At 43.0% G+C, this 23,837-nt stretch carries 20 protein-coding genes, 1 pseudogene and 1 riboswitch; of the genes and pseudogenes, 14 read left to right on the top strand and 7 right to left on the bottom strand.

What is annotated here, in order from left to right:
- Nucleotides 1–3: 3 nt before the first annotated feature.
- Complete coding sequence (locus N4T56_RS20685; protein ID WP_261734508.1) at nucleotides 4–384, bottom strand: hypothetical protein; 381 nt, start codon at nucleotides 382–384, stop codon at nucleotides 4–6.
- 306 nt (nucleotides 385–690) lie between these two features.
- Here N4T56_RS20685 and N4T56_RS20690 point away from each other — a divergent pair, with 306 nt between their 5' ends.
- The 5 genes from N4T56_RS20690 (at nucleotide 691) to N4T56_RS20710 (ending at nucleotide 6,978) form a co-directional block, all read left to right on the top strand.
- Nucleotides 691–2,211, top strand: a complete 1,521-nt coding sequence (locus N4T56_RS20690) for a flavocytochrome c (RefSeq protein WP_261734509.1) — start codon at nucleotides 691–693, stop codon at nucleotides 2,209–2,211.
- 28 nt (nucleotides 2,212–2,239) lie between these two features.
- Nucleotides 2,240–2,593: a cytochrome c3 family protein gene (locus tag N4T56_RS20695; RefSeq protein ID WP_261734510.1), complete on the top strand. Its 354-nt coding sequence runs from the start codon at nucleotides 2,240–2,242 to the stop codon at nucleotides 2,591–2,593.
- Nucleotides 2,594–2,990: 397 nt separating this feature from the next.
- On the top strand, nucleotides 2,991–4,235 hold the full coding sequence (locus N4T56_RS20700) for a hypothetical protein (RefSeq protein ID WP_261734511.1): 1,245 nt from the start codon (nucleotides 2,991–2,993) through the stop codon (nucleotides 4,233–4,235).
- Nucleotides 4,236–4,279: 44 nt separating this feature from the next.
- A complete protein-coding gene (locus tag N4T56_RS20705) occupies nucleotides 4,280–5,407 on the top strand; it encodes a hypothetical protein (protein ID WP_261734512.1) in 1,128 nt (375 codons plus the stop codon).
- Nucleotides 5,408–5,676: 269 nt separating this feature from the next.
- Entirely contained in the window at nucleotides 5,677–6,978 is a 1,302-nt protein-coding gene (locus tag N4T56_RS20710) for an anaerobic C4-dicarboxylate transporter (protein WP_261734513.1), read from the top strand.
- 120 nt (nucleotides 6,979–7,098) lie between these two features.
- Here N4T56_RS20710 and N4T56_RS20715 read toward each other — a convergent pair whose 3' ends face one another.
- Nucleotides 7,099–7,995 carry a LysR family transcriptional regulator gene (locus N4T56_RS20715; protein ID WP_261734514.1) on the bottom strand — a complete coding sequence of 299 codons (897 nt, stop codon included), beginning with the start codon at nucleotides 7,993–7,995 and terminating at the stop codon, nucleotides 7,099–7,101.
- A gap of 120 nt (nucleotides 7,996–8,115) precedes the next feature.
- Between N4T56_RS20715 and N4T56_RS20720 the strand changes: the two genes are divergently transcribed.
- Nucleotides 8,116–8,766 carry a TetR/AcrR family transcriptional regulator gene (locus N4T56_RS20720; RefSeq protein ID WP_261734515.1) on the top strand — a complete coding sequence of 217 codons (651 nt, stop codon included), beginning with the start codon at nucleotides 8,116–8,118 and terminating at the stop codon, nucleotides 8,764–8,766.
- A gap of 80 nt (nucleotides 8,767–8,846) precedes the next feature.
- On the opposite strand, the gene gorA is transcribed toward N4T56_RS20720, so the two are convergent.
- The 3 genes from gorA to N4T56_RS20735 form a co-directional block, all read right to left on the bottom strand.
- Complete coding sequence (gene gorA / locus N4T56_RS20725) at nucleotides 8,847–10,202, bottom strand: glutathione-disulfide reductase (RefSeq protein ID WP_261734516.1); 1,356 nt, start codon at nucleotides 10,200–10,202, stop codon at nucleotides 8,847–8,849.
- An 88-nt stretch (nucleotides 10,203–10,290) separates the two neighbouring features.
- The gene (locus N4T56_RS20730) at nucleotides 10,291–10,827 is read right to left on the bottom strand and encodes a hypothetical protein (protein WP_261734517.1); all 537 of its coding nucleotides are present in this window, start codon (nucleotides 10,825–10,827) and stop codon (nucleotides 10,291–10,293) included.
- Between the two features lie 167 nt (nucleotides 10,828–10,994).
- Nucleotides 10,995–11,669 (bottom strand): hypothetical protein, encoded by a 675-nt coding sequence (locus N4T56_RS20735; protein WP_261734518.1) that lies wholly within the window; start codon nucleotides 11,667–11,669, stop codon nucleotides 10,995–10,997.
- A gap of 308 nt (nucleotides 11,670–11,977) precedes the next feature.
- On the opposite strand from N4T56_RS20735, the gene prlC reads away from it, so the two are divergent.
- Both prlC and N4T56_RS20745 read left to right on the top strand, forming a co-directional pair.
- Complete coding sequence (gene prlC / locus N4T56_RS20740) at nucleotides 11,978–14,017, top strand: oligopeptidase A (RefSeq protein WP_261734519.1); 2,040 nt, start codon at nucleotides 11,978–11,980, stop codon at nucleotides 14,015–14,017.
- 410 nt (nucleotides 14,018–14,427) lie between these two features.
- Nucleotides 14,428–14,625: an alpha/beta hydrolase gene (locus N4T56_RS20745; RefSeq protein ID WP_261734520.1), complete on the top strand. Its 198-nt coding sequence runs from the start codon at nucleotides 14,428–14,430 to the stop codon at nucleotides 14,623–14,625.
- 69 nt (nucleotides 14,626–14,694) lie between these two features.
- Here the strand turns inward: N4T56_RS20745 and ribB are convergent, their stop codons facing one another.
- A complete protein-coding gene (gene ribB, locus N4T56_RS20750) occupies nucleotides 14,695–15,351 on the bottom strand; it encodes a 3,4-dihydroxy-2-butanone-4-phosphate synthase (RefSeq protein ID WP_261734521.1) in 657 nt (218 codons plus the stop codon).
- A gap of 96 nt (nucleotides 15,352–15,447) precedes the next feature.
- Nucleotides 15,448–15,616, bottom strand: a riboswitch (FMN riboswitch).
- 270 nt (nucleotides 15,617–15,886) lie between these two features.
- Here ribB and N4T56_RS20755 point away from each other — a divergent pair.
- Both N4T56_RS20755 and N4T56_RS20760 read left to right on the top strand, forming a co-directional pair.
- The gene (locus tag N4T56_RS20755) at nucleotides 15,887–16,417 is read left to right on the top strand and encodes a thioesterase family protein (RefSeq protein WP_261734522.1); all 531 of its coding nucleotides are present in this window, start codon (nucleotides 15,887–15,889) and stop codon (nucleotides 16,415–16,417) included.
- Between the two features lie 106 nt (nucleotides 16,418–16,523).
- Nucleotides 16,524–17,211, top strand: a pseudogene (locus N4T56_RS20760) (DNA-3-methyladenine glycosylase I).
- A 6-nt stretch (nucleotides 17,212–17,217) separates the two neighbouring features.
- Here the strand turns inward: N4T56_RS20760 and N4T56_RS20765 are convergent.
- Nucleotides 17,218–17,826 carry a TetR/AcrR family transcriptional regulator gene (locus tag N4T56_RS20765; protein WP_261734523.1) on the bottom strand — a complete coding sequence of 203 codons (609 nt, stop codon included), beginning with the start codon at nucleotides 17,824–17,826 and terminating at the stop codon, nucleotides 17,218–17,220.
- A 106-nt stretch (nucleotides 17,827–17,932) separates the two neighbouring features.
- Between N4T56_RS20765 and N4T56_RS20770 the strand changes: the two genes are divergently transcribed.
- The 4 genes from N4T56_RS20770 to N4T56_RS20785 all read left to right on the top strand — a co-directional run bounded on the left by N4T56_RS20770 (nucleotide 17,933) and on the right by N4T56_RS20785 (nucleotide 23,672).
- Entirely contained in the window at nucleotides 17,933–18,631 is a 699-nt protein-coding gene (locus tag N4T56_RS20770) for an MBL fold metallo-hydrolase (protein WP_261734524.1), read from the top strand.
- Nucleotides 18,522–19,037, top strand: a complete 516-nt coding sequence (locus tag N4T56_RS20775) for an MBL fold metallo-hydrolase (RefSeq protein WP_261734525.1) — start codon at nucleotides 18,522–18,524, stop codon at nucleotides 19,035–19,037. The genes N4T56_RS20770 and N4T56_RS20775 overlap by 110 nt, the downstream gene beginning before the upstream one ends.
- A 318-nt stretch (nucleotides 19,038–19,355) precedes the next feature.
- On the top strand, nucleotides 19,356–20,507 hold the full coding sequence (locus tag N4T56_RS20780) for an efflux RND transporter periplasmic adaptor subunit (protein ID WP_261734526.1): 1,152 nt from the start codon (nucleotides 19,356–19,358) through the stop codon (nucleotides 20,505–20,507).
- A gap of 9 nt (nucleotides 20,508–20,516) precedes the next feature.
- Nucleotides 20,517–23,672: an efflux RND transporter permease subunit gene (locus N4T56_RS20785; RefSeq protein WP_261734527.1), complete on the top strand. Its 3,156-nt coding sequence runs from the start codon at nucleotides 20,517–20,519 to the stop codon at nucleotides 23,670–23,672.
- Nucleotides 23,673–23,837 lie beyond the last annotated feature (165 nt).

Genomic DNA, 23,837 nt, shown 5'->3' on the forward strand with positions numbered 1-23,837 from the left:
GATTCAAACAGGATCGTCACTTTTGGCAGACACGTTAATGCCTTTAATCACCTCAGCCTGGATTTTAGGGTCAGCAAAAGACAATTTAAACACAACTTGAGCATTATGCGGTTGATGGAACATAGGCAAATGTGACGCAAAAAGGCCGTACTGACTGCCAAATAGCAACATACCATGTAAACCCATTTTGACAGGGTACTCAGCATGTTGGCTATGCTCTTGAGGCTCTGTTGCGTGGCTATTTATGCTTAATAAAATCAGCCCTAAAAATAAGTAGGGTATGGCGTTAAACGCACTTTTAATCAATGGTATAACTTGGCTTTTATGCTTGAGCAGATTTAAAGAAGAACAAAAAGTAGCAGTATGTTTGGAATAAATCAGCATGGTGTTGGCTCCTGTCTGAAACTGAACAGAAGGGAGCCGTCCCCGGATGAAGACCTAATCTTATGGTTAGGTTGAGGTCGTCCTCAAATAGATATGTTAACGATTTGCAGTATAAAAAACCAGTCGCGCATATTGGACTCCATTCCAAAACAACATTCAGTTAACAATTTTTTGTAAAGTTATACCTACAATTGATTAGTTAACATTGAGCTGTCTTTTAAACAAACATTAACAGTAGTTCCCATTTTGGAATTGATTCCATCGTTATGATGATTTGGTCAATTATACAAAAAAGGGTGATGACCTATGAGCAATGTAGATCTGTTGGGGCGCCGTAAGTTTATTGCTGGACTAGGTGTTGCTGCTGGTGCAGCAATGGTAGCTCCTGCAATGGCAGTGTCTGAAAAGGCTGACGGTGTTAAATGGGACAAAGAAGTCGAAGTCGTAATTATTGGTTCTGGCTTTGCCGGTTTAGCTGCTGCAATTGAAGCAACTAAACTTGGTGCAAAAGATGTCCATATTTTTGAAAAAATGTCATATTTTGGTGGTAACTCGGCGATTAACGGTGGCTTATTTGCTGCGCCTGGTACACCAATGCAAAAGAAAGAAGGCGTTGAAGATTCTGTAGAAAGAATGGTTAACGACCAATTGGCTTCAGGCCGTGGTATTGCAGATGAAGCGTTATTACGCCATGTTGCATCACACGCGGTAGAAGCATTACAAATGACGTTAGACGCAGGTTCAGAATACCACCCTTACTTACAACAATTAGGTGGTCACTCTGTAGCACGTACTTATCAAACTACAGTTAGCTGTGGTGCTGGTATTACTCAACCACTTTACAAAGAATGTAAGCGTGTCGGCGTTAATACTCACAACCGTTCAAAATTTGAAGGCTTCCTAGTCGGCAAAAAAGGTGAAGTGGTTGGTGTTAAAATGCGTACCAACTACCACTTTGGTGAAGACCAGCCTGGTAAAGTATTAAATATTCGCGCCACAAAAGGTGTGATTATGGCAACAGGTGGTTTCGCGCAAAACGTTGATTTACGTATGGCGCAGGATCCAACACTTAATGCAGAAGTTGGCTGTACAAATGCTCCAGGTGCAACAGGCGAAGGCATGTTTGAAATGTTCCGTCTAGGTGCGATTCCTGTGCATTTAGCACACATCCAGTCTGGCTCTTGGGCATCACCTGATGAAGGTGGTTTTGGTTATGTGTCTAACTACTCTATTTATAACTTCCCTCATTCAATGGCTGTTAACCGTTTAACCGGTAAGCGCTTTATGAACGAAATTGCTGACCGTAAGACTCGTGCCGATGCAGAGCTTTCGTGCCGCAACGAAAAAGGCGAAGCGTTACCTCCAATCTTAATCACTAGCTACAAAGATTCTAAAAAGCATCCGAACACTAAAAAAGTGATTAAGTACAATGTCGGCTGGAAATTCGACACCATTGAAGAACTTGCTAAGCATTTCGACGTGCCGTTAAAACCATTAAAAGCACAAATCGAAGAGTACAACAGCTATGTGAAGTCTGGTGAAGATAAGCAGTTTGGCAAAAACATGACCAAGGCTAAAGATAAGTATATCGAAGCACCATTTACCGTGGTTCGTTTATGGCCAAAAGTGCACTATTGCCAAGGTGGTGTTCAGGTTAATGTTAAAGCGGAAGTAAAAGACAGCTTTACTGGTAAGTCAATTCCAGGCCTTTATGCAGCAGGCGAAGTTTGTGGTGGTATTCATGGCGTCAGCCGCTTAGGGAGTTGTTCAATTCCTGAGTGTATGGTGATGGGTATGACCGCCGCACGCAGCATCATGAAAGCGTAAATAGACCAGTAAACAAGAGGAATCATTAATGAAAAATTTTAATATTATACTTGCGCTGGTACTACTTGGATTAACCAGTTTATCAGTACAAGCAGTTGAAATCCGCGACTACCACAAAGACGTTATCGGTAAAGACTGTAAAGCATGTCATGACAATGGCATCAAGCAGTTCCCATCTGATGAGTCTTGCTTACAGTGTCATGATGTTGATGACCTAGCAAAACAAACGGCTAGAAGTGAAGAAGATAAGTGGCAAAACCCACATAACAACCTTCACTATGGTAAAGACTTACCTTGCCAAGAGTGTCACTCAGAGCATAAAACCAAAGAACCATTATGCAGCAACTGTCATACATTTAAATATGACAAGCATAAAGGATAAATAGTATTTATTAATTAATATTTACTAATTACTAAAAAAGCCACATGTTATTAAATTAACGTGTGGCTTTTTTGTTTTTTATTCTCAACCTTACCACTTGTTGGTTTTTAATATTATATAAGATCGCGCTGTGTAAGTTGTGGTTTATATTTTTTTACGAGATTCTCTACCTATTATTTCACTTTTAACTATTTAATGTTGTGGTTTATTAATAGTTAATAAATTTTACTTCCCTTATTTTGAAGTGATTACCACTATTGTTTATTTAAATGGGTTTGGTTCACAAGTTTATTTTGTTATGTTTATTTTTTGTCTAAACATGTTTTGTTTAAATTTTTGGAATTAATTCCACATGTACCATTCGTCTTGTTTAAAACTATAAATAAAGAGAGATGTTATGAAATATAATGCGCTTTTCATGATGATGTTGTTGTCGGGTTCAGCAATGTCTGCTGAGCTACCTAGTTTTTTAGATGCAAATGATATTAATAATGCTGAGTTTACGTGTTTAGGGGACGCTCCTCAGTATTCTGAAAAAGATCAAAAGTATGTCGATATTCTTTGGGATGAAACCCTACAATATTTACAATCTTATGCCGTGGCATTAACCAATAGTGAAAATGGCTCATGCTTAAATTCAGATGAAGCGATGTATGATTCTACTGAAGGCGGTAAAAACATGTGCATCATGGATCGCCGCGACATGAAGCTATTAGTTAAAAATATTTACCAAGTGATTAATAACCCAAATGAAGCGAAAAAATGTTTTGGTGCTCGTGAAGATGTAAATTGGATTTATAGTCCAGGTGGAGAGCTTGCGCAAAAATCCCCCGTTGCAAAATGGCTTAATCGCACTACATTCGATGCCTTCTTTGACACCAAAGTTACCAATAAAGATGTGCGTAAATTGGGTAAAGAATTTACTAAAAACTTTACCAAAATGGTGACAGGTGACGAAATTAAAATGCCTTCTGCATTTCCTACCGACATCAGTGCTAACACCTTGCCTAACCTATGGGCTGCAGCGGGTTGGTTCCCAATGTATGCCGAAGAAAGCAAACGTAATGACAAAAATTACAACAACATACGCGGCGGCTATGCTTATGCTGAAATCTTTGGTCACTGGGGATTACTTCGCATCGACGAAATTAATAACCAAAAAGTGGGCGCCGAAATTGGCATGACAGTTCAATCGGTCGATACCCTTTATCCATATCATAACCATGCGATTTCTGAAATTTATTACAACATGCGTGTACCAGCATGTGCTAATGAATTTAAGAGCTTTGCTGTGCGTGAAGATTCGCCATTACTCACCACCGTTAAGCAAGACGATAAAATGAGACAAGTTCAGTTTGATGCGGGTCAACACAATGGTCACACCATGTGGTTGTCTGGTAGCGCTGATGTTGATCCATTGATGTATTTCCATCAAAACACTATCCATGCGTTTGAGGTTGATGGCAGCTGTGAAGCCAAACCAGAAGAACGTGCAATTGTCTCTGTTTGGGCTAGAAGTAACGCCGATGACAAACGTAATGACTACGGTACAACATTATTGTGTGAGTCAGCGAAAAACCCTGGCACTCCAGCACATAAAGATGAAGTTATTCAATGTGATTTAACCAAAAAGAAATGGTAACGACTGTTTTTTAAATGATACTTAAAATTAAATTGGAAATTATAATGAAACTACTAAAACTCTCTTTATTATCAACGCTAGTGTCACTGAGCTTTGTTTCAAACTATTCTGTTGCGCAAGACGCTGAAGACGGAATCGATGTTTCTGGTACATTAAGAGCAAATTATTCATACAAAGAATATAGCGAAAGCGCTAAAGATAAGTCTGGCGACTTAACGTTCGAAATGGCATCAATTAAATTTAACGGTAAATTAGATGATTGGGGTTTGGCATCTGAATATCGCTTTTATGATGGTTGGGAAACATTACGTTATGGTTATGTTTTTTATGACTACTCACCTGAATGGCAAATTCAATTTGGTATAAACCAGGTTCCTTTTGGTAACCCCGGGTTTATTTCAAATAGTTTTTGGTTTGGCGTACCGTATTATTTAGGTTTTGAAGATGATTACGATGCAGGTGTAAAAACCGTTTACTCAAGTGACGGTTGGGGCACTGAGTTAGCATTTTATAAAAATGCTGAATATAGTGCTAGCCGTAACGAACGTTATTCAACTGACTTATATACCGGTACCGTTAACGGCACTGAATATTATAATGAAGAAACCAATCAATTAAATATTCGTCAAACTTATGAGATGGAATACGAAGGCGGCAAAACCGTTGTTGGTGGCTCATTTGAGGTTGGTCAAATATACAATAGCAACACTGGTAACAACGGCGATCGCTATGCAATCGCGCTGCATTTAGATAGCAGCTATAACGGTTGGAATCTTCAGCTTCAGGCGATGCAATATGAGTACGATGCGGCCGATTCGGAAGATGACAATAAGATTGCTGTATCGGCTTATGCTTGGCAATACGAGATTGCTTCAAAAGCGCAAGCCTACAGTGTCAATGTGGCTAAAACCTTCACCACTAGCTGGGGCAGTGTCAAAGTGTACAACGACTTTGGTCTTGTGACGCCAGACGTAGACAATGACGATTACGATAACAGCTATCAAAATGTTACCGGTGTGGCGTTATCGTCTGGCTCTACCTATACCATGATTGATTTTATCACGGGTAAAAACATGTACGCTTCAACGTTAGACAACGGCCATATCGGTCTACCAGAAATTGGAGACGGTTGGGATTACCGCATCAATGTTAACTTTGGATACTATTTTTAAGCGTTAATTTAGCTTAAGTAAAAGTGACCTAAGTAAAGCATGCGCAAGTCAATGCCAATCGTTTGATTGGCATTTTTATTGTGGCGCATTGACGATTGCTCACGATAAACTGCTCAATAAATCCGCTGATACCCCCACTTGCTTTATTTCAATCCAGTAAATTGATCCACGTCTACATTCGTAAAATCACAACAGAGTAATATCCCGCCCTCTAAAGCAGTTCTCCCTGTTATTGCTTCACACTATTTAGGATTTAAAACATTCACACTATGATGATAATTGAAATAATGATTGTGCTTGGTGCCATTTACCTCGGCGCAAGAATGGGCAGCATAGGGATAGGTTTTGCCGGCGGCGTTGGCGTGTTAATTCTCACTGTCGGTTTAGGCTTAACACCTGGGGCAATCCCTATTGATGTTATGCTGATTATTATGTCAGTTATTACCGCTATTGCTGCAATGCAAGAGGCGGGGGGCATGGAGTATTTAGTCTCTATTGCTGAACGGTTGCTGCGCAAACACCCAAAATACATTACTTTTTTAGCCCCTATTGTTACCTACTTTATGACATTGTTTGCCGGCACTGGGCATACCGCATTTTCGACATTACCGGTTATTGCTGAAGTGGCAAAAGAGCAGGGTATTCGTCCTTCTCGGCCATTATCGATTGCGGTGGTAGCCTCGCAAGTGGGAATTACCGCGTCACCTATTTCTGCAGCCGTAGTGTTTTTCTCAGGTATTTTAACGCCTTTGGGTGTGGATTATTTAGTGCTGTTAGCTGTGTGTATTCCATCAACGTTTATTGCCTGTTTAATAGGGGCTGCAGTGGCTTCGTTACTGGGAAAACCGTTATCTGAAGATGCTATTTATCAACAGCGGTTAGCCAGTGGTTTAGTGAAAACCCGAGGGGCAACTCAAGTGATTTTGTTACCCGGCGCTAAACGTTCGGTCGCGATTTTTTCAGTGGCAATTGTGGCTGTGATGTCATATGCCACGGCAATATCTGACAAAGTCGGTTTAATTAGCAGCCCAGTATTATCGCGTGATGCAGCCATTATGCTGTTTATGCTATCTGCTGCGGCGGCAATCACCTGGTTTTGTCGTTTAGATGCCAGCAAAATTTCAAATGCATCGACGTTTAAGTCGGGCATGTCAGCCTGTATTTGTGTGCTAGGGGTAGCATGGCTGGGTGACACTTTTGTGTCTAACCATATTGATGACATTAAAACCGTTGCGGGTAACCTACTTGAAAACCAGCCCTGGTTGTTGGCGGTGGCGTTATTTTTTGCATCGATGTTGTTGTATTCGCAAGGGGCAACGACTAAAGCACTCATGCCTGCCGCATTGGCGATTGGTGTGAGTCCGTTAACTGCCATAGCATCCTTTGCTGCGGTGAGTGCGTTATTTGTACTGCCCACTTATCCCACGTTATTGGCCGCTGTCGAGATGGATGACACGGGTTCAACGCGCATTGGCAAGGCAGTGTTTAATCATCCGTTTCTTATTCCGGGTGTGGTGACCATTACCATGAGCGTTGTGTTGGCGTTTTTGTTTGGCAGTGTAATGCTGTAAGCGGCTAATTATATAGCAATTACAGGCTGGTAGGCCATTGTTGCAACGGTGTCAGTAGCATAATGACACCGTAATAACCCACTTAGCAGATGATACTTAGCAATAACTGACATTAAGCGTTTAACTGGCCTTAACCACGTTCAATGTGGGCTTGTCCTGTTGGTAGCCTTTGTGTTCAACATTGGTTTTAATTAAGTCGATTAACTGTTTAGTGGCATCGGTTTGGGTGTCAGGATTAAGGTATAACGACTCATTAAAAACGGGTAATGGTGGCAATCCATGCTCAAGTGGGTCTAATACCTGCATTTTATCGTTAATTCTAAATTCGGCGACAGGGGCAACAACCAAATCATTTTCGACCGCCATACACAGTGCTTGAGGCGATGGCGTTGACAGTAATACGTTAATAGGGCGCATCGATAACCGATGATTGGCAAACACCTGTGCCCGTATTGGGCAGTTTTCTGGGTATAAGCCCATCGGAATGGTTTTACGCAGATGGGCATTACCCTCTGCGGCGGCGACCCATTTAAAACGTCGAGTAAATAACAATTCACCATTAACCGGTAATTGCCAATGCGTCGCCACTATCACATCAAACTCACCTTGATGCAGCCGCTTGTATAAGTTGCCACTCACATCAGTATCTATGACTAATTCAATACAGGTAAACTCACGGATAAACTCTAATAAGCAGCTGTTTAAATAGCACTTAATAAAGTCTGTCGGTACACCAAGGCGGATAACTTCACGATTGTGACACTCTTTTAATTCATCTAGTGCCTGTGAGTTAAGTTGGATCATTTTGTAGGCATAGCTAAGTAAGGTTTCACCTGACTCAGTTAAGGTGACACCTTTGTTGTCTCTAATGAGCAAAGATTGGCCGACACTTTCTTCAAGTTTTTTAACTTGCAGGCTAAGTGTTGATTGGGTTCGGCAAATTTTATCGGCCGCTTTTGATAAGTTACCTGATTCAGCAACAGCGATAAAACTCTCTAACAATTCAATCTTTAACATAGGCTATTGAATAAGTTCATAGTGGTATCAGTATTACTCAATATGAGGTAGCTACAAAGCTTGTTATGATGTAAATGTGAACTAGAATAAATTTTCAATTGATAAAGATTGGAGTCTGTTATGACTAGCTGGGAAAAACGCGGTGACTATCTGATTGAAGTATCTCAACGTTGCCTAAAAGGCCACAAAACCTTCGACTTGTGCCGTTCACATTTAGTGCAAGCTAGTCAGATATCCAAAGGCACGATATACAATCACTTTACCTCAGAAGCAGACCTTATTGTCGCGGTAGGGTGTGCAGATTATCGCCATTGGTTAGCTCAAGCTGAACAAGATATACAACAATACAGCGACCCTTATTTACGTTATATATTTCATCATTGTGAGCGTTTGTATCATATTTTATCTGAGCAATCATTTGTGATTGCTAGAGTGATCCCTAATGAAGCGTTACTCTTGCAAGCCAGTGATTACTACCGTGAACGTTTTGAACGCTTAAGCACACAATATAAGCTGTGGAATACACAGACACTCAGTGAAATAGGTGAAATTAGAGGGTTTGATCGTGGGGAGTTACTTTGCGATTATTTACGCGGCGCGATGATTAATAGCGATGATGCCCAAAAGCATTATAACGATGCCGAAATGTACTATCAGTTTAGTTTTGGTATGACTCAATTAATGAGCTACTCACACAAACGCTCTCCCGGAATAAAAGTGTTTTTACAATGGTTACAAGATAAAGAAGCCAGCAAAGTACTTTCTTCATAAACGTGCTATGCATTAGCAGATTTTCTGCAACAAAAAAGCCGTGTTAACGCTAACACGGCTTTTACTTATGAATTAATGGCTTATCTCATAGTAACAAATTCTTCAGCGCCAGTAGGGTGGATTGCCACAACTGAGTCAAAGTCTGCTTTAGTCGCGCCCATTTTCATCGCCACACCAAAGCCCTGGAGTATTTCGTCCATGCCAAAACCAATACCATGAACGCCGACAACCACTTCGTTTTCGCCGGCACACACTAGCTTCATTTTGCACGCCTGGCGATGGCTGGTTACCGCGGTGTACATCGAGGTAAAGGTAGAGCTATAAACCTTAATGTTGTCTTGGCCATATTTCTCAGCAGCTTCAGGCTCGGTTAACCCCATAGTACCAATCACTGGGTGGCTAAAGACCACGGTAGGAATTAAGCTGTAATCCATTTTTGCGTTTGGCATGTTGCCAAATAAACGTTCTGACAATAAACGACCGGCTTTAATGGCAACAGGGGTCAGCTCAACACCGCCCGCCATAATATCGCCGACACAATAAATACCTTTTGCAGTGGTATTTTGCTGTTCGTCAGTTATCACATAACCTTTAGCATCTAACTGCACATCGGTATGTTCTAAACCAATATTCCCCGTTGATGGTGAGCGGCCAATCGCCCAAATCAAGCAATCAATCGTTAACTTTTCACCGTTTTCAAGCGCTAGGGTTAAGCTGCCATCAGCATTTTTGGTGACCGATTTAGGCACGCTATGAGTGTGTAGCGTCGGATCATCGGCGGCCATCGCTTCCACTAACCCATCAATTAAAATAGGGTCAAAGTTGCGCAGTGGCGCATGCTTACGAACCAATAAATGGGTTTCGCTGCCAAGCGCGTGTAATACTCCGGCAACTTCTACGGCAATATATCCCGCACCCACCACAGCCACACGTTTAGGTTGTTCACGCAGCTCAAAGAAGCCGTCTGAGTCGATACCGTATTCGGCACCCGGAATACTTGGGAACGTGGGTGCGCCACCAGTGGCCACAACAATATGATCCGCTGTGTAATGCTCACCATTCACTTCAATGGTGTTGTTATTAACAAAGCGGCCGTAACCATTGACTAATGTCACTTTATTGTTTTCAAAACCACGGCCATAAGCCGCATGAATACGACTAATATAGGCTTCGCGGTTATCAACTAAAGTGTTCCAGTCGAATTTATTAACGGTGACATCAAACCCATAATCCTTGGCGTATAAATTCATGGCTTCTGCGACGTGAGCGCCATACCACATGACTTTTTTAGGGACACAGCCTACGTTAACGCAAGTGCCGCCAACGTGCTTTGCTTCAATAACAAGTACTTTTGCGCCACGCATTGCTGCACGGTTTGCTGAGGCGATACCGCCACTACCTGCGCCAAGCGCGATATAGTCAAAATGTTGAGCCATGATGTTCTCCAATACGATTAATGCGTCCATTGTAGGGGGGATTGAGTTTGCAATCTAGTCGTTAAATATACACTCGCGGTAGATCTGATTAGCGCTTATATTGACAGGCACCTCGGTCAACGCTATTGGAGCCGCTACTTGTACACTTAAGACAATCCCATTCAGCTTCTCTAATATCGATTTCATCTTGGTAATGACTAAATTGACTGTGTTGGGTTTGCCGCTGCTGGTTTTTGAGGTGTTTTATGCGGTTATTAAGCCAGCGGCAATTTGGGTCATCTGCCATTGTGATGTTGGCTTGGCGCGATGAAGATGTAGCTTGATGGCTGGCATCGATATACTGCTGTAAGCTGGGTTTGAGGTAGATGTCGTCGGCTCTGTACTCTAAAGCTGAACGAGTGTCGTCAGGCAGTTCAATCACATTCCCTTGGCTGTCAATGGCAGTTTGCTGCGGTAAGTCTTTGGCATTGTCATTATTAAGCTGAGTGCTGTTATTGGTGGGTTTTGTGGTTAATTTACTGCGGTTTAACTGACTGAGTTCGGCAGAAAAAATAATCGAACTGGGTAATAGCGTCGTTAGCAACACGCCACAAAATGCGGCATGTTGCAAAGGGCGGGTCAGCATGTGCGATCCTTGCGTGGTGATATATTGACCACTTAGTGTAGTCGCACAGTGCTAAAACGCGAGCCAATGGCTAAAGGATTAAAAGCCCCAACTCACCGCTATACCTGCATAAGTTTCATCGAGACTGCCTTGCTGGTCGTCGGCAGCGGCTTGCTGTTTAATATCTTCTAGTGCAATGCTGTGGCTAATATGGCCGCAAACATCAGGTTTTCACTAAATTGATATTCAGTTTCTAGGCCAAATTGCACATGGTTAGCACCATCGTGTGCTTCACTGCTGTAACCAAAATCAAAGCCTTGTGAGACATAAGGTGTTAGCGTGAGTTGTGAATTGAGCTCCCACGGGCTGTAAACACTCAGGGTGACAAAGTAGCCAGAGGCTTCAGTGGCATAAGTGTAGTTTACTTCAGGCACTAGCCAGTCTAAGCCGTTATAAGTGATTGAACTAAAAAATTCATTGTCTGATGCGCGCTCATCACCATAAAACTCCAGGCGTTGGTAGCCCAAAGTCGCTTCGATATCGTAGTCCAAATGCAATGTGTATTCTAAACCGGCATTCCACTCGGTGTAGTTGACTTGGTCTGCTCTGCCAACAACGGCATAAGCTACCATGTCATTGTGCTCAACACTTGCCACAGCCCAGGCAATACCACCTTTATCTAAGTTATTACGACCTTCAGTAATGTATTGGTTTTCCCAAACCAAATCTAAGGCTGCATTTGGCTGAGTGTCCGTTTCAGCTAGCGCCGGCATTGTGGCCGCTAAACTTATCACCGCAAGAGTCGGTAAAAAAACACAAGTGGCAAAATGTTTACGATATACAGTACAAAAATCAAAAGTCATGTTTGTTTGGCTCATGGTTAAATATGGACTGAAAAACGGTCTGGACGTGTATATTAGTTTATTAACAATAAAATTAAATGATAATCACTTTCAGCTGAGATCTGCCTGTCAATATTAGCTTTGTAAACTAACAGTAAATAACAAATGCTACAGTGGTCACTTTTTTTATTGTGTAAATACGTTATGTGGTGGCGTGTGAGTATGATTAATGCTGGGATAATATTGATTCACAATGGCGTAAAGCTTGAAAGCCAAGTAAATTGGCTCCATATCATTGCAATCGACACGAAATATTTTGAGGGATCTTTATGAGCAATCCACTGCTAAACTGCGCAGCATTACCCGAGTTTTCTAAAATCAAACCAGAACACATCCAGCCTGCGGTTGAGCAAGCCATTGCCAAGTGTCGCGATACCATTGAAAAGTTATTAGCTGACAACAGCCAATATACTTGGGATAACCTTATCGCCCCTCTTGAAGAAGTTGACGACGAATTAAGTAAAGTTTGGTCGCCAGTGTCGCATATGAACTCGGTTGTCAGTAGCGATGCACTGCGTGATGCCCACGATGCCTGTTTACCGCTTTTATCTGATTACGGCACCTATGTCGGCCAGCATCAGGGCTTGTATCAAGCCTATAAATCAATTCATCAATCTGCTGAGTTTGCCGAGTTAACACAAGCACAAAAAATGGTGATTGAGCAGAGTTTACGTGATTTTGAATTATCGGGTATTGGCTTAGATGATGGCGAAAAAGTACGTTACGGTGAAATTGTTAAGCGTTTATCTGAGTTAACCAGCAATTTTTCTAACCAGTTATTAGACGCCACAGAAGCTTGGATCAAGTTGATTACCGACGAGGCTGACTTAGCCGGTTTACCTGAGTCGGCAGTGGCCGCAGCCAAAGCAATGGCTGAAGCCAAAGAGCTAAAAGGTTGGTTGTTTACCCTTGATTTCCCTTCGTATTTACCGGTGATGACCTACAGCGAAAACCGTGAGCTACGTGAAGAATGTTATCGTGCATTTGTTACCCGCGCCTCAGATCAAGGTCCAAATGCTGGCGAGTTTGATAACACCAACAACATGAACGAAATAGTGGCATTACGCCATGAGTTAGCCAATCTGCTTGGTTTTGCCAGCTATGCTGATAAATCATTGGCCACTAAAATGGCAGAGTCGCCAGAGCAAGTGTTGGGCTTTTTAAATGAATTAGGGCAGCGTTCAAAAGGCCAGGCGGCAACAGAATTAGCTGAACTGCGCGCCTTTGCTAAAGAGCACTATGATGTCAGCGAAATGGCATCATGGGACTTAAGTTTTTATGCCGAAAAACTGCAGCAACACAAATATGAAGTGTCGCAAGAAATTTTACGTCCGTACTTTCCAGAAAACAAAGTGTTATCGAGCATGTTTTTTACCGTTAACAAGTTATTTGGCTTAACCATTAACGAGCAAAAAGGTGTTGATACCTGGCACAAAGACGTGCGTTTCTTTGATATTTATGATGCCGAAAACGTTCACCGTGGCAGCTTTTACCTAGATTTATATGCTCGCAGTGGTAAGCGTGGCGGCGCATGGATGGACGATTGTCGTGGCCGTCGCATCACCTCAAGCGGTCTGCAAAAACCAGTGGCTTACTTAACCTGTAACTTTAATGGCCCAGTAGACGGCAAGCCGGCGTTATTTACTCACGACGAAGTCACTACCTTGTTCCACGAGTTTGGTCATGGTATCCATCATATGCTAACTAAAGTTGATGTGGGTGGCGTATCGGGCATTAACGGTGTGCCTTGGGATGCGGTCGAGTTACCCAGTCAGTTTATGGAAAACTGGTGCTGGCAAGAAGAAGCCCTAGCGGAAATCTCTGGCCACTACGAAACTGGCGAGCCATTACCAAAAGCGTTGCTCGATAAAATGCTCGCTGCTAAAAATTTCCAGTCAGGCATGATGATGGTACGCCAGCTTGAGTTCTCACTGTTCGACTTTAGAATGCACCATGAGTTTGACCCTGCAAAAGGTGTCGATATTCAAGGTATTTTAGATGAAGTACGCAGCCAAATAGCCGTATTAACCCCGCCAAGCTTTAACCGTTTCCAGCACGGTTTTGCCCACATTTTTGCCGGTGGCTATGCGGCAGGCTATTACAGCTACAAATGGGCTGAAGTGTTATCGGCAGATGCGTTCTCACGTTTTGAAGACGAAGGCATCTTTAACCCAGAAACCGGTAAGAGCTTCTTAAATAACATTCTTGAAATGGGCGGCAGTGAAGAACCAATGGAGCTATTTAAACGCTTTATGGGCCGCGAACCCAACACAGATGCATTACTGCGTCACAGTGGTATTGCTGCATAAATCATTCATGTAAACCCGTTAAAAACCGGCATTGATTGTCGGTTTTTTTATGCCGCGGACTTAGCCAGAAATAATCAACCTCAGCTCTGGATAACAAACGCCTTTCAAGCAGTCCTTTGCCTTCCTCACTGCGTTGAATTAACTAGCTATTGACGCGTTAATTCGCCTTGTTAGCAAAACAAATCACAAGCTTGACAGTGGATTTTAGTCAATCTATTGATTTATATCGTTATCAATACATCTCTTATCCAGAGTTGAGGTTAATCAGATAGATGCGCTGGTTTTACAGGGTTCTGCCACTAATGCCGACGATTGGGTCGATGAGAAAACACCGTGGTACATGGCACCGTTTATGAGCTTAGAAATACCGCAAGACTTTCGTAATATCGATAATCAAAAAGTGGTTACCCATGATTACCAAGGCTACATTACTGGTGATTGCCGCAGAGGATGATGAAGAAGTGCCGCCAGCACTTGCTGAAAAACTGTTTGCTGCGAGCAAGTCTGCTAATAAGCAGTTCATTATGGTGCCTAATGTCGGTCATCAGGGCATGCTAGACGATGTAACCACAATGCAGCAGTCTCAGGCCTTTATTACTGAGCTTTGATTTGAGCGGAAAATCGACATAAAAAAGAGGCGCAATGCGCCTCTAGCTTTGAAATGAATTAGGTTTTGTTTACGCTAATTTCAAATCATATTGGTTGCGGTACATCACCATGTCTTCGATGGTGAGTACTGGCATATTGTGCTTTAACCCAAAGGCGACGATTTCAGGCGCTTTGGCCATGCTGCCGTCTTCGTTGGTGAGTTCACATAACACGCCAGCAGGCATTAAGCCGGCCATTTGCATTAAATCAACCGTACCTTCAGTGTGGCCACGACGAGTCATTACACCGCCAGCGCGAGCACGTAATGGAAATACGTGTCCTGGGCGGGCTAAATCAGATGCTTTAGCACTGCGGTTAGCGGCGGTTTTTATGGTGGTCACCCGGTCTTGGGCTGAAACGCCCGTGGTCACACCCTCTTTAGCTTCAATCGACACCGTAAACGCGGTTTGGTTGGCACTATTGTTATTAACAACCATCGGTGGCAATTCAAGTTTGTTGGCGTGATCGTCTGTTAAACATAAACACACAATGCCGCTGCATTCGCGGATCATCAATGCCATTTGCGCTGTGGTTAAGTGCTCAACTGAATAAATAATGTCGCCTTCGTTTTCGCGATCTTCATCGTCGAGTAACAAAACGCCGCGGCCTTCTCTAAGCGCTGCAAGGGCATTTTCGACACGTGTGATAGGTTCGCCAAATTCGGCAAGTAGTGATAGCTGATTCATGGTTGTACTCCTAAAAATGACCAGAATCAGGGCTTGTAAAGAGGGATATAAATCCAAAACAAATTGCATCAAAAAGCCGTGGGCTGATTGATGTATCTCCATTCTCTCTCATCCGGACTATAACCGTCGGCTCTGGACTATTAGCGATCACATTTAAGCAATACTAAGTCACCAGATCTGCTGACCTCGACGAATCGAGCGCTCGCGGGCTTACTTTTTCAAGTTTACCGCCGGTGGGGAATTGCGCCCCGCCCTGAGAATTATAAATAATGTTGTTTGCGTTTAGCATTTGTCGATAACGATAAATGCTGTTGTTCAGCTTGTTGACGGCTTAAAACACCAACAAGATAAAACCGCGTTGCTATGGTAATCAGTTCAGTCACAGATGAAAAGGGGGATAAGTCGCAAAAAAAGTAACAAAACAAACAATAGACCTAAACGTACTGTATAAAACTCATGTTAAATGGCACTGGTGCCCTTGCTCGCTGGTATGACCTTTGTTAGCCTGTCGCGCTAACAATAGGAGTAGTGGTAAATGAATCTGTATTTTCGTTTTGCGTTGTTGTTTTTATGGCGAATAGGTCATTGCAAACGTATTGATTTTTTAGGCACCAGTAAAATTAATTATCGGGTTTTACCGTTAGATTGCGACATCAACTTACATTTAACCAATTCGCGTTATCCGGCCTTTATGGATTTAGCCCGTACTTATTTGATTGCTGAAATTGGTTTGATGAAACAGTTTCTTAAAAACAAATGGCTGCCTATCGTCAATGCTGCCGAGTTTACTTATATCCGTGATATTAAACCGTTTGAAAAGTTTACTATCGAAACCAAAATTGTCGGTTGGGATGAAAAATACTTTTACATTGAGCATCGCATGGTGACCGCACGTGGCTTACATTGTATTGCCCATGTGCGTGGGGTGTTTATGTGTCGTGGTAAGCAAGTGCCTATCGAAACCTTAATTACGGCAGCGGGTTACACCGGTGACATGCCTGAACTGCCGGCCGAAGTCGTTAAATGGAAACAGTTTTTACAGCTCAAAAAAGAGCGTAATACATAACTAGGCTAGGATTGATTGTTGGTATCAATATTAATCTATACAGATCAATCACCCAGGCTTTGCCGTATTAGCAAGTTAAGATTGATTAGGTAAAAGGAGTGACACGGTGACATTAGAAACATTCAGTGATATTTGGGCGCGCGCTTGCGAGCGTAAAGGTGAGTACTGCAATCGTGAAGTCGCTGTTACCTGACACACTTAGCGCCGCTGAAATCAGTGAGTATTCTGATGCACAATTGTTGTCAGTAATCAGCAAGCGGGTGTTTCAAAGTGGTTTTGTTTGGCGAGTGGTCGACAATAAATGGCTCGCTTATGAAAAAGCGTTTTTTGACTTTGAGCCCATGAAAGTATTGATGCTATCTCCAGATCAAATTCAACAACGCGCTAGCGACCCCACGCTTATTCGCCACCAAAAGAAAACCCAAGCCATTGTGGATAATGCCTACATGATCCAGCAAATTAGCGCAGAGCATGGTAGTTTTGCTGAATTTATTGCCCATTGGCCAACTGACGACATTACCGGATTATGGCAAGTGCTTAAAAAGCGTGGTGCCCGCTTGGGCGGCAATACCGAGCCATATTTTTTACGTGCCATTGGTAAAGACACCTTTTTACTCAGCCAAGATGTGCAGGCGTATTTAACGGGGCATAAGGTGGTGGATGCCGGCTTTACCTCGCAAACGGCACTGCGCCAAACGCAAGCAGCGTTTAATCAGTGGCAGCAAGAGTCTGGCAAGAGCTTGGCTGAAATCAGCCGGGTAATTTCTTTGGGTGTGGGCGACAATAGGCTGTAGTGGCCATCATGTTCGATAGCGACACAAAAACACTTTAACGATTTCTGCCGCACGTTGGTCTTTTTCTTTGTCAGTTAACGGCTCGCTCATTTGAAAGATTAATGGCCAAAAACATTGGCCTTTAATTAAACTGTGCACTTTATCCTGAGCCTGTTCTATATCATCAACATTGATTCGACCATCTTTGTCGGCTGCTTTAATCCAGCGTGAAATTGCGTTTTCTTCTTTAATGATCTTTTTTATTTCCTGTTGCATTTCAGATGCATAAAACAAATGACCAATGACCATTCTTGACACTTCAATGTGTTCTTCTGACTGAATATGCTCAATATCACAGCGCACTAATTGCTGTAATTGCGGTGCCAGCGGCTTGTTTGGGTGATAAGGCTCAGAAGGTTGTGATAATGCCTTTTTCCACAAGTCGGTCATTAATGTCATCACTAGCGCTTCTTTAGTAGCAAAGTGATTGTAAACCGTGCGTTTAGACACGCCTGCCACTTCGGCTAATTTGTCCATACTCGTTGCAGTAACCCCTAATGCTTTAAAGGTTGTTCTGGCGGCTTCAATAATGGCCGCACGTTTAATTTGGCTACGCGTTTGTTTTTCTTGAGTCATGGTCAGCACTTTATCGAGTTTATGAAGATATTTTACACTGAGCAGTTTACTTTTCAATGGTAGATTATTAAACTACACCGTATAGTTTACTTGTTAAGTGGCAAAGATGAAATTATTAACCGGTATTATGATTGGTGTGTTGTTGTTAATTGCCATTGTTTGGCTAAGCAAAATTTGGTCTGGTGGCAATAAAAGTAAGCCATTTACCAATAGCGAAAAAGCCTATCAAGCAGGGTTAAGCAGTTTATGGCCAATTGCTAAAGCCTATTGGCACACTCAGCGCCAAGCGCCTGCTCCTATTGATGCAGTACCCTTAATCACCTTAACACAAGATATCCTTGCGCAAACACGTGAAGATGCTGTTTATCGTTTAGGGCATTCAACAATATTAATGCGCTTAGATGGCGAGTACGTATTAATCGACCCAGTATTTAGTGAACGCGCATCGCCTGTGCAATGGGCTGGACTGAAGCGCTTTCATGAGTCGCCAATCAGTATTGCAGATTTACCCACAATAAAAGCCGTCATCATTAGCCATGATCATTATGATCACCTCGATAAAGCCGCCATTGAACAACTTGCAGGTAAAGTGCAGCACTTTGTTACGCCACTAAAAGTGGGCGAACACTTAACCATGTGGGGTGTTGATCCTACTCAGATCACTGAACTTGAGTGGTGGCAATCGGTTGAGTTAAATGGTCTTAATATTACCGCCACACCGGCACAACATTTTTCTGGTCGCGGCATATTCGATCGCGACCACACATTGTGCAGTCAGTTGGGTTATTCAGGGGTTACGGCATAAGGTTTTTTATAGTGGCGACAGTGGCTATTTTGGTGGATTCAAAGACATTGGTGAGCGCTATGGTCCGTTTGACCTGAGCATGATTGAAACAGGCGCCTATAATGAATTGTGGAGCGATATTCACATGCTTCCTGAGCAAAGCTTACAGGCACATATTGATGTTAAGGCTAACGCAATGATGCCCATTCACAATGGCACGTTTGATTTGGCATTGCACGACTGGTTTGAACCGTTTGAGCGTATTTCTCAATTAGCAAAACAGCATAATGTGACGTTGTTGACGCCGCAATTTGGTCAAGCGGTGATGTTAGCTAATCCACATGCAAGCGACCCTTGGTGGCGCTCTATGATGGCAGAAAACCAAAACATAGATGAATTAAATAAGGTTGTCATGAATAGCCATTAATTTAAGTTGGTAAAGAGGCGGTTTGCCAGAGCAATAATGTTGACTTTGTCAACATTATTGCTCAAAATTAACTATGGTTAAATGAATGTGCAGTGTTTAATTACGATATTAAACACAACAGTGCATTAACAAAACATCCATATATACCCTAAGTTTATTATTTGTTTACAATTTATTGTATTAGGTTGAGTTGTTTGAATTTTGTCCCTATGCGATAAAGAATACAGAAAATTTAACAGTTTAATTTTTAGCTATTTTCAAATGGAATGCCTCAAAACGGAGGAACCATCTTGAACGCAAATTGGAGTAGGAGCACACATGCACAAAGCATTGAAAGTCGCCGCGGTGATATCTGCGGCAATATGGATTACCGCTTGTGGCAAAGCAGAGGATGCGGCTCAAGCGCAACAGCAACAACAACCTCCTTCTCCTGTAGGCGTGATGACTGTTGAAGCAGTATCACAAGCGATTACAGTCGAATTACCTGGTCGGAGTCGTGCCTTTTTAGAAGCAGAAGTGCGCCCACAAGTGTCTGGCATAATTACCAAGCGCGCTTTTACTGAAGGGAGTGAAGTGACGCAAGGGCAGTCGCTATATCAAATTGATTCGGCCACATATAAGGCTGCATTAGTTAGTGCACAGGCAGACCTTGCCAGCGCCAATGCATCATTAGCATCAGCCAAAGCTAAAGCGGCTCGTTATGCTCAACTGGTTAAAACCAATGCGGTGAGTAAGCAAGATTTTGATGAAACCGAAGCTGCCTACAAAGAAGCACAAGCGGCTGTTACAGTGGCTAAAGCTGCTATTAATACCGCCAATATTAATCTTGAATACACCGAGGTTAAAGCCCCCATTTCTGGTCGAATTGGTAAATCATCGGTTACTGCTGGTGCGTTAGTGACAGCGAATCAAGCAACAACGCTTGCGACTATTCAGCAACTTGATCCCATCAATGTCGACATTGTTCAGTCAAGTGCGCAATTACTGCGTTTAAAAGCTAATTTACGCTCTGGTCAATTGCTTAAAAGTGATAATGCCAAAGTGTCTTTGACGCTTGAAGATGGCAGCACTTATGAGCATGAAGGCACATTACAGTTTGCAGAAGTGAATGTAGACGAGACCACGGGCTCAGTGACGTTACGAGCAGAATTTCCAAATCCAGATGGCACGTTATTACCTGGCATGTATGTGCGTGCACAGCTCAATGCTGGCCAAGACCCTCAAGCGATCTTAGTGCCACAACGTGCGATTACCCGTAATAACAAAGGCGAGGCGGTTGCAATGTTGGTTGATAAAGACAGCAACGTCGAAATGCGCGTAGTTAAAACAGCTGAAGTTATCGATAACCAATGGCGTATTGTTGAAGGCCTAGCACCTGGCGACAAATTAATTGTTGAAGGGCTACAAAAAATCCGCCCTGGCGCACCGGTTTCACCACAAGTATTAACGGCTGACCAACCACAAAAATAGGGAAAAATTATGGCTCGCTTTTTTATTGATCGCCCAATTTTTGCCTGGGTGATCGCAATATTAATCATGCTTGCAGGTGTGTTGGCTATTAAAGGCTTACCGATTGCTCAGTATCCAAGTATTGCACCGCCAACGGTTGTGATCAGTGCATATTATCCAGGTGCATCTGCCAAAACCATGGAAGACACGGTAACGCAGGTGATTGAGCAACGTATGACCGGGCTTGATCACTTACGTTATATTTCGTCCACCAGTGACAGCTTTGGTAACGCGTCAATTACCTTAACCTTTAATGCCGAAGCCGATCCCGATATTGCCCAAGTGCAGGTGCAAAACAAATTACAAGCCGCAACGCCATTGTTACCTGCTGAGGTACAGCAACAGGGCGTGACAGTGAATAAGTCTACCGCAGGCTTTTTGATGGTGCTTGGCTTTGTGTCTGAAGATGGCTCAATGGGCAAAAGTGATATTGCAGACTATGTTGCGGCTAATATTCAAGACCCCATGAGCCGAGTAGCCGGTGTAGGTGAAATTACACTCTTTGGTGCCCAGTATTCGATGCGTATATGGCTCGACCCACTAAAGTTAACCCAGTACAACTTAACCAGCATTGATGTTACCTCAGCAATTACTGAGCAAAATGCGCAAATATCGGCTGGTCAGTTAGGTGGTGCGCCATCAGTTGCAGGTCAAGAGCTTAACGCAACCATTACGGCTCAAAGCCGACTACAAACCCCTGAACAATTTAGACGCATTATCCTTAAATCTGATCCGTCGGGAGCTAATGTTTATCTTGAAGATGTAGCCAAAGTTGAATTGGGCGCAGAAAGCTACGCGGTTGATTCGTACTACAACGGCAAGCCTGCTTCTGGTTTAGCATTTAGTTTAGCCACCGGCGCTAATGCGCTTGATACTGCTGAAGGCATTAAAGCCAAAATTAACGAGATGAAAGACTTTTTCCCGCAAGGGCTTAAAGTGGTTTATCCCTACGACACTACGCCATTTGTTGAGCAATCAATCGAAGGTGTTGTGCATACATTGCTTGAAGCCATTGTATTGGTTTTCTTGATTATGTACTTGTTCCTGCAAAACTTTAGAGCAACATTAATCCCAACCATCGCCGTGCCAGTGGTATTGCTTGGCACCTTTGCTGTGTTATCGGCATCTGGCTTTACCATCAATACCTTAACCATGTTTGCCATGGTATTGGCCATTGGTTTGCTGGTGGACGACGCGATTGTGGTGGTCGAAAACGTTGAACGGGTGATGTCTGAAGAGAGCCTTAGCCCGCTAGAAGCCACGCGCAAATCGATGGATCAAATCACTAGCGCCTTAGTGGGTATTGGTTTGACCTTATCAGCAGTGTTTGTGCCAATGGCATTTATGTCGGGGTCTACCGGGGTTATTTATCGCCAATTCTCGATAACGATTGTGTCGGCAATGGCATTGTCTGTGTTTGTGGCCATCGTATTAACGCCAGCCTTGTGTGCCACCATGTTAAAGCCGATTAAAAAAGGCCATACCCATGCTGACACAGGTTTCTTTGGCTGGTTTAACCGTAAATTCGATGCCATGACCTCACGTTACGAGTCGAGCGTTGGCAGTATTTTAAAACGCTCATTCCGTGTGATGTTAATTTACATTGGTTTAGTGATTGCAGTGGGTTGGATCTTCTTGCGTATGCCAACGGCATTTTTGCCCGACGAAGACCAAGGTATCTTATTTACCCAGGCTATTTTACCAACAAATTCAACCCAAGAAAGTACCGTTAAAGTACTTAAAGATATTAATGACTATTACCTCACAGAGGAAAAAGACATCGTTAATTCTGTGTTTACCGTAGCGGGCTTTAGTTTTGCGGGTTCTGGTCAAAATATGGGGCTTGCGTTTGTAAGCTTAAAAGATTGGTCTACCCGAGAGGCGCCTGGTGAAGATGTGCAATCACTCGCTGGGCGTGCAATGGGGCGCTTTATGCAAATGAAAGAAGCCTTTGTGTTTGCATTTGTCCCCCCTTCGGTGATTGAGCTTGGTAACGCTACCGGCTTTGATGTGTACTTAAAAGATTTAAATGGCCAAGGTCACGACAAGCTGATTGAGGCACGTAATCAGTTGCTTGGTATGGCGTCGCAAAATCCTAACTTAGTGGGGGTAAGGCTCAACGGTCAAGAAGATGCGCCCATGTACCATATTAATATCGATCACGCCAAACTACGTGCATTAGACATTGATATTAATAATGTGAATAGCGTGATGGCAACGGCGTTGGGCGGTTCTTATGTGAATGATTTTATTGACCGTGGCCGCGTTAAAAAGGTTTACGTGCAAGGTGAAGCAAAATACCGTATGCAGCCAAGCGACCTAGACACTTGGTATGTGCGTAACAGTCTTGGTGAGATGGTACCATTTTCAGCGTTTTCTTCGGGTGAGTGGCAAATAGGTTCTCCGCAACTACAGCGTTTTAATGGTGTGCCAGCGGTTAACATTCAAGGTGCTACCGCGCAAGGCTTCAGTACTGGCGCAGCGATGGATACGCTAGAAGAAATGGCCAAACAATTGCCCCCAGGCTTTGGTTTAGAATGGAATGGGTTGTCGTACGAAGAGCGATTGTCTGGCAACCAAGCTCCGAGTCTGTATGCCTTGTCTATCTTGATTGTATTCTTGGTTCTTGCGGCATTATACGAGAGTTGGTCAGTGCCGCTATCGGTCATTCTTGTGGTGCCACTGGGTATTATTGGTGCATTGCTCGCCATGAATGGACGTGGTTTACCTAACGACGTATTTTTCCAGGTCGGCTTATTAACTACGGTTGGGTTGGCAACGAAAAACGCCATCTTGATTGTTGAGTTTGCTAAAGAATACTACGAAAAAGGCGCGGGCTTAATTGAGGCAACACTGCATGCGGTGAGAGTACGTTTACGCCCAATTTTAATGACGTCCTTGGCCTTTGGTTTAGGTGTAGTACCATTAGCCATTAGTTCTGGTGTTGGTTCTGGCAGCCAAAACGCCATCGGTACTGCTGTACTGGGCGGGATGATGTCATCGACATTCTTAGGTATTTTCTTTGTGCCGTTATTCTTTGTGGTGGTTGAGCGTATATTCAATAAACGTGAAAAAGCCACTGAAGCAGATGATGAGCAAGTGGATAACGACAGAAAGTCGATTTAATCGGTAAGTGATCATTGTTTAAAGCCCAGCCTAGCTGGGCTTTTTTGTACCTGTAACAATATAATCTGCTTATCAGATTAAAAGTCATTTAACTGGGCATAAATGATCTTTAAAGGCAGTTAATTGACTCTTTTATAAAGACTAAACTTAAATTGTGTTTAAAAA

Source organism: Shewanella phaeophyticola (assembly GCF_025398315.1).
GTDB classification, from domain to species: domain Bacteria; phylum Pseudomonadota; class Gammaproteobacteria; order Enterobacterales; family Shewanellaceae; genus Shewanella; species Shewanella phaeophyticola.

Excerpts from the sequence above, each read along its gene's own strand:
- N4T56_RS20685 (WP_261734508.1), bottom strand. The coding sequence starts at position 384 with ATGCTGATTTATTCCAAACATACTGCTACTTTTTGTTCTTCTTTAAAT.
- N4T56_RS20690 (WP_261734509.1), top strand. The coding sequence starts at position 691 with ATGAGCAATGTAGATCTGTTGGGGCGCCGTAAGTTTATTGCTGGACTA.
- N4T56_RS20695 (WP_261734510.1), top strand. The coding sequence starts at position 2,240 with ATGAAAAATTTTAATATTATACTTGCGCTGGTACTACTTGGATTAACC.
- N4T56_RS20700 (WP_261734511.1), top strand. The coding sequence starts at position 2,991 with ATGAAATATAATGCGCTTTTCATGATGATGTTGTTGTCGGGTTCAGCA.
- N4T56_RS20705 (WP_261734512.1), top strand. The coding sequence starts at position 4,280 with ATGAAACTACTAAAACTCTCTTTATTATCAACGCTAGTGTCACTGAGC.
- N4T56_RS20710 (WP_261734513.1), top strand. The coding sequence starts at position 5,677 with ATGATGATAATTGAAATAATGATTGTGCTTGGTGCCATTTACCTCGGC.
- N4T56_RS20715 (WP_261734514.1), bottom strand. The coding sequence starts at position 7,995 with ATGTTAAAGATTGAATTGTTAGAGAGTTTTATCGCTGTTGCTGAATCA.
- N4T56_RS20720 (WP_261734515.1), top strand. The coding sequence starts at position 8,116 with ATGACTAGCTGGGAAAAACGCGGTGACTATCTGATTGAAGTATCTCAA.
- gorA (WP_261734516.1), bottom strand. The coding sequence starts at position 10,202 with ATGGCTCAACATTTTGACTATATCGCGCTTGGCGCAGGTAGTGGCGGT.
- N4T56_RS20730 (WP_261734517.1), bottom strand. The coding sequence starts at position 10,827 with ATGCTGACCCGCCCTTTGCAACATGCCGCATTTTGTGGCGTGTTGCTA.
- N4T56_RS20735 (WP_261734518.1), bottom strand. The coding sequence starts at position 11,669 with ATGACTTTTGATTTTTGTACTGTATATCGTAAACATTTTGCCACTTGT.
- prlC (WP_261734519.1), top strand. The coding sequence starts at position 11,978 with ATGAGCAATCCACTGCTAAACTGCGCAGCATTACCCGAGTTTTCTAAA.
- N4T56_RS20745 (WP_261734520.1), top strand. The coding sequence starts at position 14,428 with ATGATTACCAAGGCTACATTACTGGTGATTGCCGCAGAGGATGATGAA.
- ribB (WP_261734521.1), bottom strand. The coding sequence starts at position 15,351 with ATGAATCAGCTATCACTACTTGCCGAATTTGGCGAACCTATCACACGT.
- N4T56_RS20755 (WP_261734522.1), top strand. The coding sequence starts at position 15,887 with ATGAATCTGTATTTTCGTTTTGCGTTGTTGTTTTTATGGCGAATAGGT.
- N4T56_RS20765 (WP_261734523.1), bottom strand. The coding sequence starts at position 17,826 with ATGACTCAAGAAAAACAAACGCGTAGCCAAATTAAACGTGCGGCCATT.
- N4T56_RS20770 (WP_261734524.1), top strand. The coding sequence starts at position 17,933 with ATGAAATTATTAACCGGTATTATGATTGGTGTGTTGTTGTTAATTGCC.
- N4T56_RS20775 (WP_261734525.1), top strand. The coding sequence starts at position 18,522 with ATGGTCTTAATATTACCGCCACACCGGCACAACATTTTTCTGGTCGCG.
- N4T56_RS20780 (WP_261734526.1), top strand. The coding sequence starts at position 19,356 with ATGCACAAAGCATTGAAAGTCGCCGCGGTGATATCTGCGGCAATATGG.
- N4T56_RS20785 (WP_261734527.1), top strand. The coding sequence starts at position 20,517 with ATGGCTCGCTTTTTTATTGATCGCCCAATTTTTGCCTGGGTGATCGCA.